Origin of the sequence: Thermoflexus hugenholtzii JAD2 (genome assembly GCF_900187885.1) — a bacterium.
GTDB classification, from domain to species: domain Bacteria; phylum Chloroflexota; class Anaerolineae; order Thermoflexales; family Thermoflexaceae; genus Thermoflexus; species Thermoflexus hugenholtzii.
The window spans coordinates 46,132-59,784 of the sequence record NZ_FYEK01000037.1 but is presented as its reverse complement, the minus strand read 5'-3'; the positions used below and the strand labels follow the sequence as shown (position 1 = coordinate 59,784).

12 protein-coding genes are annotated in these 13,653 nt (G+C 67.9%); 3 read left to right on the top strand and 9 right to left on the bottom strand.

Annotation, left to right across the window (positions count from 1 at the left end):
* The 3 genes from CFB18_RS15335 to CFB18_RS10165 form a co-directional block, all read left to right on the top strand.
* The coding region (locus tag CFB18_RS15335; RefSeq protein WP_088571701.1) for a coiled-coil domain-containing protein at window positions 1-1,186 on the top strand (1,186 nt) is incomplete at its 5' end.
* A gap of 179 nt (window positions 1,187-1,365) precedes the next feature.
* The gene (locus tag CFB18_RS10170; RefSeq protein ID WP_159461694.1) at window positions 1,366-1,956 is read left to right on the top strand and encodes a glycerol-3-phosphate acyltransferase; all 591 of its coding nucleotides are present in this window, start codon (window positions 1,366-1,368) and stop codon (window positions 1,954-1,956) included.
* On the top strand, window positions 1,956-2,669 hold the full coding sequence (locus CFB18_RS10165) for an SIR2 family NAD-dependent protein deacylase (protein ID WP_200808166.1): 714 nt from the start codon (window positions 1,956-1,958) through the stop codon (window positions 2,667-2,669). Before CFB18_RS10170 ends, CFB18_RS10165 begins: the two co-directional genes overlap by 1 nt.
* A 62-nt stretch (window positions 2,670-2,731) precedes the next feature.
* Here CFB18_RS10165 and acs read toward each other — a convergent pair whose 3' ends face one another.
* From acs to CFB18_RS10120, 9 genes are all read right to left on the bottom strand, one after another.
* Window positions 2,732-4,645: an acetate--CoA ligase gene (gene acs / locus CFB18_RS10160; protein ID WP_088571699.1), complete on the bottom strand. Its 1,914-nt coding sequence runs from the start codon at window positions 4,643-4,645 to the stop codon at window positions 2,732-2,734.
* An 83-nt stretch (window positions 4,646-4,728) separates the two neighbouring features.
* A complete protein-coding gene (locus CFB18_RS10155; protein WP_088571698.1) occupies window positions 4,729-5,925 on the bottom strand; it encodes a cyclase family protein in 1,197 nt (398 codons plus the stop codon).
* A 363-nt stretch (window positions 5,926-6,288) separates the two neighbouring features.
* Window positions 6,289-7,380, bottom strand: coding sequence for a DNA-processing protein DprA (dprA, locus tag CFB18_RS10150; RefSeq protein WP_088571697.1), 1,092 nt, complete (start codon window positions 7,378-7,380; stop codon window positions 6,289-6,291).
* 94 nt (window positions 7,381-7,474) lie between these two features.
* The gene (locus tag CFB18_RS10145) at window positions 7,475-8,335 is read right to left on the bottom strand and encodes an NAD(+)/NADH kinase (protein WP_088571696.1); all 861 of its coding nucleotides are present in this window, start codon (window positions 8,333-8,335) and stop codon (window positions 7,475-7,477) included.
* A gap of 197 nt (window positions 8,336-8,532) precedes the next feature.
* Complete coding sequence (locus CFB18_RS10140; RefSeq protein ID WP_088571695.1) at window positions 8,533-9,264, bottom strand: SDR family NAD(P)-dependent oxidoreductase; 732 nt, start codon at window positions 9,262-9,264, stop codon at window positions 8,533-8,535.
* Between the two features lie 85 nt (window positions 9,265-9,349).
* On the bottom strand, window positions 9,350-10,303 hold the full coding sequence (arcC, locus tag CFB18_RS10135; protein ID WP_088571694.1) for a carbamate kinase: 954 nt from the start codon (window positions 10,301-10,303) through the stop codon (window positions 9,350-9,352).
* Window positions 10,304-10,323: 20 nt separating this feature from the next.
* On the bottom strand, window positions 10,324-11,304 hold the full coding sequence (locus CFB18_RS10130; protein WP_088571693.1) for an ornithine carbamoyltransferase: 981 nt from the start codon (window positions 11,302-11,304) through the stop codon (window positions 10,324-10,326).
* Between the two features lie 31 nt (window positions 11,305-11,335).
* Entirely contained in the window at window positions 11,336-12,565 is a 1,230-nt protein-coding gene (locus CFB18_RS10125; RefSeq protein WP_088571692.1) for a YgeY family selenium metabolism-linked hydrolase, read from the bottom strand.
* Between the two features lie 461 nt (window positions 12,566-13,026).
* Window positions 13,027-13,653: glycosyltransferase (locus CFB18_RS10120; protein WP_268808074.1), on the bottom strand; the 627-nt coding region annotated here is incomplete at its 5' end.

The window sequence follows — 13,653 nt, the reverse complement described above, 5'->3', positions numbered from 1 at the left end:
GGCTTTCACTGCCCATCGTCAGGAGTTCCTGGCCCACCAGGCCCAGACCCAAGCGCAGCTCACCGAGCTCAACGCGGCCGTCCGCAACTTGACCGAAGTCCTCCACAACTTGATTGAGACGGTGCGCAACCTGGCCGAGGCCTTCATCACCTACCGTCAGGAGTTCTCGTCCTACCAGGCCCAGACCAACGCACGCTTTGCCGAGCTCAGCGCTGAAGTCCGCGCCCTGGCAGAGGCGCAGCATCAGCATTATGAGGCGTTCATTGCTCACCGTCAGGAGTTCCTGCAGCAACGGGCGGAGACAGATCGTCGGTTTGCGGAGCTGGCCGAAGCTCAGCGTCGCACGGAGGAGAGCCTCCGGCGCCTGAGCGAGGCGTTTGAAGCCCACCGCCAGGAGTTCCTGGAGCATCGTGCGGAGACGGATCGCCGTTTCGTCGAGCTTACGGAGGCCCAGCGTCGCACGGAGGAGTCGCTTCAGCGCCTGAGCGAGGCGTTCGCGACTCACCGTCAGGAGTTCCTGACCTATCGGGAGGAGACGGATCGCCGTTTCGCCGAGCTTACGGAGGTCCAGCGTCGCACGGAGGAATCGCTACAGCGCCTGAGCGAGGCGTTCGTGGCTCATCGAGAGGAGACGGATCGTCGGTTCGCGGAGCTGGCCGAAGCTCAGCGTCGCACGGAGGAGTCGCTTCAGCGCTTGAGCGAGGCGTTTGTTGTCCACCGCCGGGTTGTCGCCGACGATATGTCTGTCCTAAAGAAAGAAAGCCTGGAGCGGCGATATCGCGAACGGGCAGCCGCTTACTTCGGAGGACCGGATTTCCACAAGGTGCGGGCGCTGACCTTTGACGAGCTGATGGAGGCGCTCAGGAAGGCCCTGAAGGCTCGATCCATCACCCGTGAGGAATACGAGGAAGCCCGGCGGGTGGATGGGGTGATCCGGGGGAGGCGGCGTCAGCGTTCCATGCACCTGGCCCTGGAGGTCTCCTGGATTATCGATCGAGGAGATGTGGAGCGGGCGGTTCGGCGGGCGGAGATCCTCCGCAAGGCCCTGGGGGAGACTTGGCCCGCGGTGGCCGGGCGCGAGATCACAGAGGGAGCGCGGGAGGCGATTGAACGGTTGCGCCGGGAGGGCTGGCCCATCGTTGTGGTCCAGGATGGGTGGGTGGATTGGCCCTCGAAGCCGGTTTAAGCGTCGATCCTGCCCTCACATGCCCGGCGACGCCTCTTCCTCAGTTATGCCTTACCACGCTATCCCGGCGTGGATCTCTTTCGCTCTCCTCCTCGTGCTTCGCGGCGACCCCGGGTTTCGCTACAATGGATCCCTGGCCGAAAAGCGGGCCTAAGGGGCAGGGAATAGAGGGGATTGGGATGGAACCGGTGGTGCTGGTGGCAGCCGGGTATCTCCTCGGCTCGGTATTGCCAGCGGAATTCTTCGTGCGCTGGAAGACCGGGCGCACCCCGCACGAATTCCGGGACAACCCCGGCGGGGGTGGGGCGTGGCGGCTGGCAGGCCCTCTCCCCGGGCTGATCACGATCCTCTTCGATCTGGGCAAGGGAGCTCTTCCCACAGCCATCGCCCTGCGGGCCGGGTTCAGCCTGCCCTGGCTGATCGCTGCGGCGGTGGCCCCCGTGGTTGGCCATTGCTGGCCCTTTTATAAGGTCGTCCGACGGGATCGCGGAGGCCGAGGCCTGGGGCCCGCTACCGGAGCGCTCTTCGTCCTGGCCTTCCGGGAGGTGGTGCCCGCTTACGTCCTGGGCGCCCTCGCTGCCTATCGCTTCCGCTGGCTGCCCAGCGTGGGCCTCGTGGCCTTCCCACTGAGCCTTCTCCTCCTGTGGGTCTGGAAGGTTCCCCCGGAGCGGTTCGCCGCGGCTTTCGCGGTGATGCTCGTTGTACTGGTCCGCAACGTGAACCTGTTGTGGACGGTGCTCCGCACTCGGGGTGCGGAGCGTCCGCATTGATGGGAGCGATGAGGCGGCGCGTGGTGGCCCTCACCGGGGCCGGGGTCTCCGCAGAGAGCGGCGTTCCCACCTTCCGAGGGCCGGAGGGGCTGTGGAGGCGTTACCGGCCCGAAGAGCTGGCCTCCCCGGAGGCCTTCGCCCGGGATCCGATCCGGGTATGGGAGTGGTATGCGTGGCGCCGGGAGTGCATTGCCCGGGCGACACCGAACCCCGCGCACCGGACGTTGGCCGCGATGGAGGAAGTGTTGCCGGATTTCCTCCTCATCACCCAGAACGTGGATGGGCTCCATTCGCAAGCAGGCAGCCGCCGGGTGATCGAGCTCCATGGCAGCCTGTGGCGCATGCGGTGCGTCCGGGAGGGACGGGTCTGGGAGGATCGGCGGGTGCCGTTGCCGGAGTTGCCGCCGCGTTGCCCGGCTTGCGGGGCGCTGGCCCGGCCGGACGTGGTGTGGTTCGGGGAGCCGCTTCCGAAGGCGGCATGGACGCAGGCCTTCCGCGCCGCGGCGGAGGCAGAGATCTTCCTGATCATCGGGACCTCCGGGCTTGTGGAGCCGGCGGCCTCGCTCCCGCGATGGGCCCGCGCCCACGGCGCCCGCCTGATCGAGTTCAACATCGAGGACACGGCCCTCACGCCCCTGGCGGATGAGGTCTGGCGCGGGCCGGTGGGGGAAACCCTGCCCCGGTGGTGGGCGCAGTTCTCCGGGGCCTCCTGAACCGCGTGATGCCGGGGGCGCAAGGAGCGCCCCCGGCCGGATCCCGCCGCAGGAGGCCTTGCTCATTCCTCCAGCGTGGAGAGGTCGCCCTCAGGGAGGCCCAGGGCGCGGGCTCGCAGCACCCGCCGCATGATCTTGCCCGAGCGGGTCTTGGGGAGCTTGTCCACGAAGTGGATGGCCTCGGGCCGGGCGATGGGGCCGATCAGCTGGGCCACGTGCTGGCGTAGCTCCTCCGCCAGCGCCTCGCTGGGCGTGTAGCCGGCCTTGAGGATGACGTAGCAGTGGATCCCCTCGCCCTTCACTTCGTGGGGCAGGCCGATGGCAGCGGCCTCGGCCACCGCCGGGTGGGCCACCAGGGCCGACTCGATCTCCGCCGTGCCCAGCCGGTAACCGCTCACCTTCAGCACATCGTCCACCCGCCCGATGATGTAGAAGTAGCCATCCTCATCCCGCCGGGCCGAGTCTCCGGTGAAGAACCACCCGGGATATTTCGACCAGTAGGTCTTCACGTAGCGATCGGGGTCGCCGTAGAGGGTGCGGCTCATCCCGGGCCATGGGTTCTGGATCACCAGGTAGCCCTCCACGCCGGGCGGGCAGGGGTTGCCGTTCTCGTCTACCACATCGGCCCGGATGCCCGGGAAGGGCAGGGTGGCCGAGCCGGGCTTGAGGGGAACACAAGGCATGGGGGTGATCATGAAGCCGCCCGTCTCCGTCATCCACCAGGTGTCCATGATCGGGCAGCGCCCCTTGCCGATCACCCGATAATACCAGCGCCAGGCCTCCGGGTTAATGGGCTCGCCCACCGTCCCCAGCAGGCGCAGGGAGGAGAGGTGGCGCCGGTTGGGCCACTCATCCCCGAAGCGCATCAGCCCCCGGATGGCCGTGGGGGTGGTGTACAGCACGGTCACCCCGTATTTCTCCACGATGCTCCACCAGCGATCCGGGTAAGGATACGTCGGCGCCCCCTCATACATCACGCTGGTGGCCCCCAGCATCAGCGGCGCGTAGACGATGTAGGAGTGCCCGGTCACCCACCCGGGGTCCGCCGTGCACCACCAGATGTCCTCATCTTTGATGTCGAAGACCCACTTCATGGTCGTGTAGATATAAACCGCGTAGCCGCCGTGGACGTGGACCTGGCCCTTGGGGGCGCCGGTGGTGCCGGAGGTGTAGAGGATGTAGAGGGGGTCCTCGGCGTCGGTTTCCTCCACCGGGCATTCGCCCTGGGCGAAGGGCAGCCGGGCCAGCTCATCGTAGAAGTAATCCCGCCCGGGCTCCATGGGCACCTCGTGGCGGGTGCGGCGGACCACCAGCACGTGCTCCACGGAGGGGGAGCGCCGAACGGCTTCATCCACCGTGCGCTTGGTCTCCACGATGCGCCCGTTCAGGTATCCGCCGTCGGCGGTGATCACCAGGCGGGATTTGGAGTCTTCGATGCGGGTGTGGAGGGCCTCCACGGAGAAGCCGGCGAAGACCACGCTGTGGATCGCCCCGATGCGGGCACAGGCCAGCATGGCGATGGGCAGCTCCGGGATGCGGGGCATGTAGATGGTCACCCGATCGCCTTTGCGGATCCCCAGGGCCTTCAGGACGTTGGCGAAGCGGTTGACCTCGCGGTAGAGATCGTAGTAGCTCAGCACCCGGCGCTCGCCGTTCTCCGCCTCCCAGTAGAGCGCCACCTTGTTCTTGCGCCAGGTCTTCATGTGGCGGTCCACGGCGTTGTAGCAGATGTTGATCTTGCCGCCGACGAACCACTTGTAGAAGGGCTTGTTGCTGTCGTCGAGGACACGGTCCCATTTCCGGAACCACTCCAGCTCCTCGGCGCGTTCGGCCCAGAAGGCCTCGAGGTCCTGCATCGCACGCTGGTAGAGGGAGGGGTAGTCCTTGATGTAGGCGCGCTCCAGGACCTCGGGGGAAGGATAATACACCTCGCCGCTCAGGTGGCGGATATCCGCCACAATCTCCTTCACCGCCATGGTCGCCCTCCTTATTAGAAAAAATTCCCCGCGGCGGGGATCGTCCCCGCCGGGGATGGTTGCCCGTTTCTTTCCACACCTCGCTACCACACCGCGATCAGGCGGACGGGGCCGCCCGAGGCGCCTTCGATGCGCAGGGCGCCGACGAAGACCATGGCCCCGGCAGGCGGAATGCGGCCCAGGTTGGCGACGTTCTCCAGCCCCCACTTGTTGGCCGGGAGGATCGTGTAGTGGGTCTTGAAGTCCGTGGACGCCCCGTAGTCCAAGCTCAGGGTGTCCACCCCAATGCCCACGATATTGCGCTCCTTCAGGAGGAACTCGGCGGTGTCCGGATGGAAACCCGGGAAGTGCATCACGCCCTGGGCGTCCATGTTGCGGTAGGCGGCCTCGTTGCCCACCCGGGCTCCCCATCCGCTCCACATGAACACCACGGCGCCGTCCGGAAGACGCCCGTAGCGCCGCTCCCAGGCCCGGATGTCGTCAGGGGTGAGCTGGGCGTCGGGATTGCGCCGGGCGCGGTCGCGGATGTCGATGACCGCCGCCGGGGCGACCAGGACCTCCGCGGGGAGCCGCTCGATGGTCAGGGCGTTCTTCCCGAAGTGGACGGGGGCGTCCATGTGGGTGCCGTGGTGCTCGTAGATGTGCCAGCGGTTGGCGTAGAAGCCGTGCTGGGCGTGGTTGAAGACGTTCTCGATCTGAAGGCGAGGCGCCCCAGGCCAGATGGGGAAGTTGGGGCTCTGCACGTAGGTGAGGTCGACCTTGCGCTGGAAGACGCGGACGGCGGTCCGCACCATCACCCCGACGGGGGCGGAGGCCGCCTCTCCGTAGGCGGGCTTCCGCCAGGAGACGAACCCGTGGGCGCTCACCAGGGTGGCGGCCGGGTGGGGCGCCACCTGATAGCGGAAGGGCCCCAGGGTGCCCTTGGGCGGGATCTCCTCGGCCAGCCAGACGGCTGACTGGAGGTCTCCGCCTTCGGCCTCGAAGCCCCGGAACCAGGCCCGGGCCGGGGTGGCCGTGGCGGCGATGAAATCCGCGTTGCGGGGGACGTGGCCGGCGACGTAGAGGTCGGAGATGGTCTCCTCGGTGAGGTTGCGGACGGTGAGGGTGAAGGAGACGAGGTCGCCTTCGCGCGCGCCCTGGATCTCCACGCTCAGCCAGGGCCAGACCGTCGGGCCGGAGGAGGGAAGCACGGCGGCCGCCATCGCGCCGCCCAGCATCTTGAGGAAGTCCCGACGGCTCCAGGCCCGCGCCATCGCCTCATAGACCTGTGGACCGCACATGGCTCCCTCCTTTCCTGCCAGTTTAGCGAGCGCTCTAAATAATTTGATCCGGCGGATGCGGGTTGACCGCACCGGCCGGATGTCGCCTCCGGTTGTGCGCCAGCAATGGGGAAGAGCGCCCTGGCCCTCTCTGGAGGGGGAAGTTTAACGTCATTCTACACAGTTCGGAGTATGCTTGTCAAGGCGCCGAGCCCTTGGACGCGAGTTGGGACGTCAGGCGATCGAGAGGCGTCTCTGAATAGGATGAAGTAGATCCAGGGGAAACTTCCCGAGGATGGCTGGGCATCATCAGAGGCGAAGGATTCCCCTTTGTGCCTTCTGGTTAAAAGTCGAGAGAGTGCTTCCGGGGGCCGAAGCGGGGGATCATCCCCGGATATAATGCTGGGCGCCGAGGTGGCGGACCATCCCCTTGATCTCCATCACGGTGAGGGCGCTGCTCACCTGAGCAATAGACAGACCAGCGGCCCGGGCGATCTCATCGATGTGCATGGGCTCCCGCCCGAGTAGCTCGAGGAGGCGGGCCTCCACCGGGTCGGCGGGCAGCTGCAGCTGGACCTCCGCTTGCCGGGCGGTCACCGACCAGTTGAGGGCTTCGAGGAGCTCCTGGGGGGAGGTCACCGGGGTGGCTCCATCCCGGATCAGCCGATTGGTCCCCTGGCTGGCTGTGGAGAAGATGCTCCCCGGGATCGCGAAGACCTCCCGGCCCTGCTCGGCGGCGTGGGCGGCGGTGATCAGCGCCCCGCTGGTCGGGCCGGCCTCCACCACCAGCACGCCCACCGCCAGGCCGCTGATCAGCCGGTTCCGGGCCGGGAAGTTCCCCGCTTCCACCCGCGCCCCCAGGGGGAGCTCGGAAAGCAGCGCGCCCTGCTCCACGATGCGGGCGGCCAGCGGAGCGTGCGCCGCCGGATAGACCTGGTCCAGCCCGCAGGGGAGCACGGCCAGGGTTCGCCCTCCCGCTTTCAGGGCCGCCTCATGGGCGATGGCGTCGATCCCCCGGGCCAGGCCGCTCACAATGGGGACCCCGGCCCGGGCGAGCTCCCGGGCGAACCACTGGGCGGCCTCCCGCCCGTAGCCCGTCGGCTGACGGGTTCCCACGATGGCCACGGCCCAGCGATCGGCGTCGGCGAGCTGCCCTCGCAGGAAGAGCACCGGCGGGGGATCCGGGATGCGGCGCAGGAGAGGCGGGTAATCCGGGTCCGCCCAGGTGAGTACGGTCACGCCCGCCCGGCGCACCCGCTCCAGCTCCGCCTCCGGACGCAGCCGCCCCCGGGCCTCCCGGAGGTTTCGAATCGTCCGCCGGTCCAGGCCGGCCTCCTGCCAGGCCTTCTCATCGGCCTCCCACGCCGCCCGCAGGTCTCCGAAATGCTGGAGCAGCGCGCGGAAGCGTGCCGGCCCGATGCCCATCACCCGGTGGAAGACCAGCCAGTAGCCCAGTTCCTCCGGCGACAGCGCCATCGGCACGCCCCCGTCTCGGGGATGAGGTCTAGCGTCAAGCTCCCTCAACATGATGATAGCCATCCGCGCGCCGGAACCCAGTGCAGGGCTGGGCTTATCGGGCGTCCTCGTCGGCCACCATGCGGCGCAGGCGGGCGGCGAGGAGGCGGTAGAAATATGAGCGGTCCCGCAGGCGGAGGAAGCAGGCGCTGAAGGGGGCAGCGGCGATCTCCACCCGGTCCCCTTCTTCCAGCGGGTAATCCCCCATTCCATCCACGGTCAGGGCGGCTTTGCCTTCGGTGTGCACGGTGAGGGAGACACGGGCTCCCTCATCCAGCACCACGGCGCGATCCAGGCTGAGGTGGGGAGCGATGGGGACCAGGACGATGTTCTTCAGCTCGGGGGGGAGGATGGGGCCGCCGGCGGCCAGGGCATAGGCGGTGCTGCCCGTGGGCGTGGCGACGATCAGCCCGTCGCCGATGTAGGTGGTGAAGTAGCGCCCATCGATCTCCGCGCGGATGCGCACCACCCGTCCCAGGCCCATGCGGCCGACCACCACGTCGTTGAGGGCGGGGTAGGGCCCGCGGCGCTGGCCCTCGCGGATCTGATAGGCGGTGAGCATGAGGCGGCGCTCGATCCAGTAGCGCCCTTCCCATACTTTCTGCAGCTGCTCCGCCCATTCCTCGGGTTCGATTTCGGTGAGGAAGCCGACACGGCCCAGGTTGATCCCCAGCAGGGGCACGCCCGCAGGGGCGGCGTAGCGCGCCACGTGCAGCAGCAGGCCGTCCCCTCCGAAGGTGAGGGCGAGGTCCCAGCCGGATACCAGGGCCCCGTTGCGCAGTTCCTCTGAGGAGATCAACACCGGCTCCCGCCCGGTTTCTCGCAGGACCTCGGCCACTGCCTCCGCCAGGCCGCGGGCGTGGGGTCGTTGCGGATGGAAGACCAGGCCGATCCGCTGAAAGCGCCTCTCCGACACGGGCGTCCCCCGACGAGGTTCTCCGCCTCTATCATACGAGGAACAGGAGGGGCCGGGAAAGCCGGCGCCTGATCGACCGGGGTGTTCCGGTTTTCTCGGATGCGGAGTGGGTCAGAGCGCTGAGGCTTTGATCCCTGATCCCATGTATGACCGCAGGGGCGACCCAACGGGTCGCCCCTGCCCGATGCGCTCATACCTTATCGATCGGGCCATCGGAAGGAGCGGGCGTCCAGGCTTTGGCCGGTGAGATCCCGACTCTCGTCCGAGGCCAGGTAAACGAAGAGAGGGATGATCTCCTCCGGCGTGGGGAGGGAGAGGGGATCCTCTTCTGGGTAGGCCTGGGCGCGCATCCGGGTGCGGGTGGGGCCGGGGTTCACCGCGTTCACCCGGATGCCCTCAGAGGCCAGCTCTTCCGCCAGGATCTGGGTGAGGATCTCGATGGCGCCTTTGGAGACGGCGTAGGCGCCCCAGCGCGCCCGCCCCCGGCGGCCGACCCCGGAGGAGAGATTGATGATGGAGCCCCCACCGGCGCGGCGAAGCAGGGGCAGGGCGGCCCGGGTGACCAGGAACACGCCGGTGACGTTGACCTCCAGGACCTCCCGCCAGGCCTCCAGGGGGTATTCGGCGATAGGGAGGCGGGGGCCCAGGATGGCGGCGTTGTTGACCAGGACGTCCAGCCGGCCGAAGGTCTCCGTGATGGCAGCCATCAGCTCCGCCACCTGGTCCGGCCGGGTGACATCGCATGGGCGGGCGAGCACCCGGGCTCCTTCCCGCAAGGCCCGGATTTCCCGAGCAGCGTCGGCGAGGGCCTCGACGTCACGGGCGCAAAGGGCGAGGTCGGCTCCTTCCTGGACGTAAGCCCGGGCGATGGCCCGCCCGATCCCCCGGCTGGCCCCGGTGATTAATGCGATTTTGCCTTTCAGCCGCATGCGTCCCGCTCCCGATGGAAGTCTTCGGAAATGTCCAATCCGGCGGGCGCCCTGTCCTCTCCCCCTCGCCCTTGGGGCGCGGGTTTCAATCGGGGACGAACCAGGTGCCGGTCTCCCCCCGGAGGGCGGCGGGGATGTGGGGCGGATCGGTGATCAGGGCGGCTTTCCCCCCGTGATCCAGATACTGGAGGATGGCCTCGATCTTCGGCCCCATGGAGCCCGGCGGGAACTGGCCCTCGGCCAGGTAGCGTCGGGCCTCCGAGGCTGTCAGCCGGTCCAGCCAGCGCTGGGTGGGCTTCCCGTAATCCAGGGCCACCTTCTCCACGGCCGTTGAGATCAAGAAGAGGTCCGCCCGCAGCTCGATGGCCAGGAGGGCGCTGGCCAGGTCCTTGTCGATGACTGCCTCCACGCCGACCAGGTTGCCCGTCTCATCCTCCACCACCGGGATGCCGCCGCCGCCCACGGCGATCACGACAAAGCCGTCCTCCAGCAGCGCCCGGATGGCGGGCAGCTCGATGATGCGCCGGGGGCGGGGCGAGGGGACCACCCGCCGCCACCCCCGGCCGGCGTCCTCCCGCACCACCCAGCCCTGCTCTGCCGCCCGGCGACGGGCGGTCTCCTCATCCATCCACGAGCCGATGGGCTTGGTGGGGTTCTGGAAGGCGGGATCGTTCCGGTCCACCAGGACCTGGGTGACCACGGTCACCGCCAGCTGGCGCATCCCCCGACGGCGGAACTCGTTGTAAAGGGCCTTCTGGAACATGTAGCCGATGGCCCCCTGAGTGTCGGCGTCCGCGGCGTCGAGAGGGACAGGGTGGAGCTCGTGGAGGGAGAGCTCGCTGCGCCGCAGGATGAAGCCCACTTGAGGGCCGTTGCCGTGGGTGATGACCACCTGCCAGCCCTGGGCGATCATCTCCGCGATGTGCACCATGGTCTCGCGGGCGGCCTCATACTGATCGGGGACGGTCATGCGGTCCGGCCCCTTGATCAGGGAGTTGCCGCCGACGGCCACGACAGCCAGTCCGGGTTGCAGACGCATCCGCACCTCCGGGGTTGGGCTCAGCGCATGACCAGGGCCATCACGGCCTTCTGGACGTGCAGGCGGTTCTCCGCCTGATCGTAGACCACGGATTGAGGGCCGTCGATCACGGCGTCGGTGACTTCGAGGCCGCGGTCGGCAGGCAGGCAGTGCATGTAGATGGCGTCGGGGCGGGCCCGCTGCATCCGTCGCTCGTCGGCGATCCAGTCCTGATACTTGCGGGCGATGCGGGCGCTCTCCTCCGGATCGGCCGTGGTCAGCCAGCATCCCCAGCTCTTGGGGTAGACCGCGTCGGCGTCCCGGAAGGCCTCATCCATGCTGTCAGTGATCTCGAAAACCCCGCCGAAGCGTCGGGCGTTCTCCCGCGCCTGCTCCACGATGTCCGGCATCAGTTTGAACTCGGGGGGATGGGCCAGGACCACGTGCATCCCGAAGCGGGTGAGCTGCAGGATCAGGGACTGGGGGACCGAGAGGGGCTTCTGGTAGCTGGCCGCGTAGGCCCAGGTGACGGCGATCTTCTTCCCCCGCAGGTCCCGTCCCTTCTTCTCCACCAGGGTCATCAGGTCCGCCAAGATCTGGAAGGGGTGGTAGATGTCGCATTGCATGTTGAGGACCGGCGCCCGGCTATAGCGGGCCACCTCGGTGATGTAGCGGTTGCCCACCCCCCAGTCCACATGGCGGATGGCGATGGCGTCGAAGTAGCGCCCATAGATCTCCCCGATCTCCTTGGCGGTGTCCCCGTGGGCGATCTGGGTGGTCTTGGATTCAATGAAGGCGGGGTGTCCGCCGAGCTGGGCCAGGCCCGCCTCGAAGGAGGCGCGGGTGCGGGTGCTGCTGTAGAAAAAGAGCATGGCCATGGTCTTCCCTTCCAGGTAGCGATGCGGGATCCCCATGGCCTGCTTCATCTTGAGGTCGAAGGCCACGTCCAACACCGTCTGGACCTCCTCCACGGAGAGGTCCAGGTCGCTGATCACATCACGGCCGCGCAGATGGGTCTGCATGGGCGTCCTCCCTGATGATGAGATCGAGCGTTCACACGCCCCGCGAGGCGCTCAGGGCGTTCCACAGCATAGAGGGGAAGAGGGCGTAGAAGGCGGTGGCTTCCACCACCTCGCTGAGGGAGATGTGCTCATCCACCCGATGGGCGTAGGTTTCATCCCCCGGGCCGAAGCCGATGCTGGGGATGCCGGCTTTCCCGGCCCAGTAGGTGCCGTTGGTGGAGAAATCCCACTTCCCGGTGGGCCGCCGCTCTCCCCACAGGGCCTCGATGGTCGCCTGCCCGGCCTGCACCAGCGGGTGGGACTCCTCGAGGGCCCAGGCGGGGAAGTATTTCTCCACCGGATACCGGAAGCCCGTGTAGCTGGGGTCCTCATAGCGGAGGATCTCCACGCGGATGCTCTCCCGATGCTCCGGCGGGATGCAGGACTCCACCTGGGCCAGGGCTTCCTCCTTGGTCTCCCCAAAGGTCAGCCGGCGGTCGATGTAGATGGTGCATTCGTCGGGGACCGCGTTGATAGAGGGCGTGCGGCTTTCGATCATGGTGACGGTGATCGTGCCCTTCCCCAGGAACTCGTGCGACTTCAGCCAGGGGTCTAGGTCGCGGATGCCGGCGATGACCGGGAGCATCTTGTAGATGGCGTTGTCCCCCAGCCAGTTGGAGGCGGCGTGGGCGCTGCGTCCCTTGGCTATTACCTTCAGCTCCACCCGCCCGCGGTGGCCCCGATAGACCCGCAGGCCCGTGGGCTCCCCGATCACCACCGCGTCCGGGCGGATCTTCGGATCCACCTCCACAAAGACGTTGGGGGCCAGGCCGTCGCACCATTCCTCCATGTTGCCGAAGTAATACACCGTCCATCCCTCTAGCAAGCCCAGGTCCCGGGCGATGGCCAGCCCGTAGACCATGCCGGGGGTGGATCCTTTCTCGTCGCAGGTCCCCCGGGCATAGAAGAGATCGCCCTCCAGCCGTCCCCGGAAGGGATCCCAGGCCCACTGCTCCGGGTCCCCGATGCCCACGGTGTCCAGGTGGCTGTCGTAGACCAAGATCCGGGGGCCGTGGCCGATGCGGCCCAGGAGGTTGCCCATGACGTCGAAGCGGACCTCCTCGAAGCCCAGGCGGCGCATCTCCTCGGCGACCCGCTCCCCAACCGCCCGAATCTGAGCGTCGTAGCTGGGGATGGCCACGATGTCGAGGAAGAAGCGCAGGATCTCCTCCCGGCGGGCCTCCACCGCCTGTCGGATGGCAGATACGATCTCAGCGGCCATGGTCGGTCTCCCAGTTATGAGGATGATAGGGGGTCCGGGAAGGACCGATAGCCATCCTTGTCGAGGTGACTGGATTTTGTCAAGCGCGGGCAATTCCGGCCGGATGGCCTGCATGCCGAATGAATTCGGCCTCAAGGGCCTTCGGCCGATGGTCGGCCTGCGCCGACCGGAAAGGTGTCCTGGCGTCGGCGGAGGCCGACGCCCAGCGCGAAAGCGCCTCCGGAGGCCGATTTCAATCGGCGCGAAGGCCTTCGACCCGCGGTTGGCCTGCGCCGATCGAAAAACATCGTCTGCGCCGGCGAAGGCCGACGCCCGGCGCGCAGCGCTCTGAAAGGCCGATTTCGATCGGCGTGGAGAAGATTGATCTGGACCCCGGTGGGCGGTCGGGGGCCCGCACCGGCTGGGATAGCGGTGGAAATGAATCTCGACCTCCAACCTGGTGGCTCTGAGGCCGAAGCTCCCTACGGCTCCCTGCTTTCGATCAGCTGCGCGGCGGCCTCCTCCACGCCGCCGGCCGCCTCCATCCGTTGCGCCCATACCTGTGCGCGATCCCGGAAGGTGGGCTCCTGCAGCAGGGCGGCGATGAGCGCCTGCCATCGCTGGGGCGTGGCCTCGGCGGGCCGCATGGAAAGCCCCACTCCCGCGGCTTCCACCCGACGGGCCTGCAGATGCTGTTCCCCCGCATGCGGGACCACCAGCTGGGGGATGCCGTAAACCAGAGCGGCATGGGTGGTCCCCATTCCCCCGTGGTGGATCACCAGATCCAGCTCCGGGAACACAGCCGCGTAGTCCACCCAATCCCAGAGTGGGAGATCGGGAAGCGCCCGCGCCACCGCCTCCCGAAGCCCGGGGGCGAAGGGGCTCCGCCCGAGGACCAGGAGGGGCTCGCCGCCCAGGGCCTGCACCGCGCGGGCCGCCCCGATGAAGAAGGCGGGATCCCCGGTGAAGGTGCTGCCCAGGGTGATCAGGATGCGGGGACGCGAGGGTGGGAGAGGCGGAGCCGTCGAGGCCCTCCGACGTCCCCCGAAGAACCGGTTTTGGGGATCCAGGCGGTTCAGATCGACGAACCAGTCGGCGGGGAAGAAAAC

Excerpts from the sequence above, each read along its gene's own strand:
- CFB18_RS10170 (WP_159461694.1), top strand. The coding sequence starts at position 1,366 with ATGGAACCGGTGGTGCTGGTGGCAGCCGGGTATCTCCTCGGCTCGGTA.
- CFB18_RS10165 (WP_200808166.1), top strand. The coding sequence starts at position 1,956 with ATGGGAGCGATGAGGCGGCGCGTGGTGGCCCTCACCGGGGCCGGGGTC.
- acs (WP_088571699.1), bottom strand. The coding sequence starts at position 4,645 with ATGGCGGTGAAGGAGATTGTGGCGGATATCCGCCACCTGAGCGGCGAG.
- CFB18_RS10155 (WP_088571698.1), bottom strand. The coding sequence starts at position 5,925 with ATGTGCGGTCCACAGGTCTATGAGGCGATGGCGCGGGCCTGGAGCCGT.
- dprA (WP_088571697.1), bottom strand. The coding sequence starts at position 7,380 with ATGGCGCTGTCGCCGGAGGAACTGGGCTACTGGCTGGTCTTCCACCGG.
- CFB18_RS10140 (WP_088571695.1), bottom strand. The coding sequence starts at position 9,264 with ATGCGGCTGAAAGGCAAAATCGCATTAATCACCGGGGCCAGCCGGGGG.
- arcC (WP_088571694.1), bottom strand. The coding sequence starts at position 10,303 with ATGCGTCTGCAACCCGGACTGGCTGTCGTGGCCGTCGGCGGCAACTCC.
- CFB18_RS10130 (WP_088571693.1), bottom strand. The coding sequence starts at position 11,304 with ATGCAGACCCATCTGCGCGGCCGTGATGTGATCAGCGACCTGGACCTC.
- CFB18_RS10125 (WP_088571692.1), bottom strand. The coding sequence starts at position 12,565 with ATGGCCGCTGAGATCGTATCTGCCATCCGACAGGCGGTGGAGGCCCGC.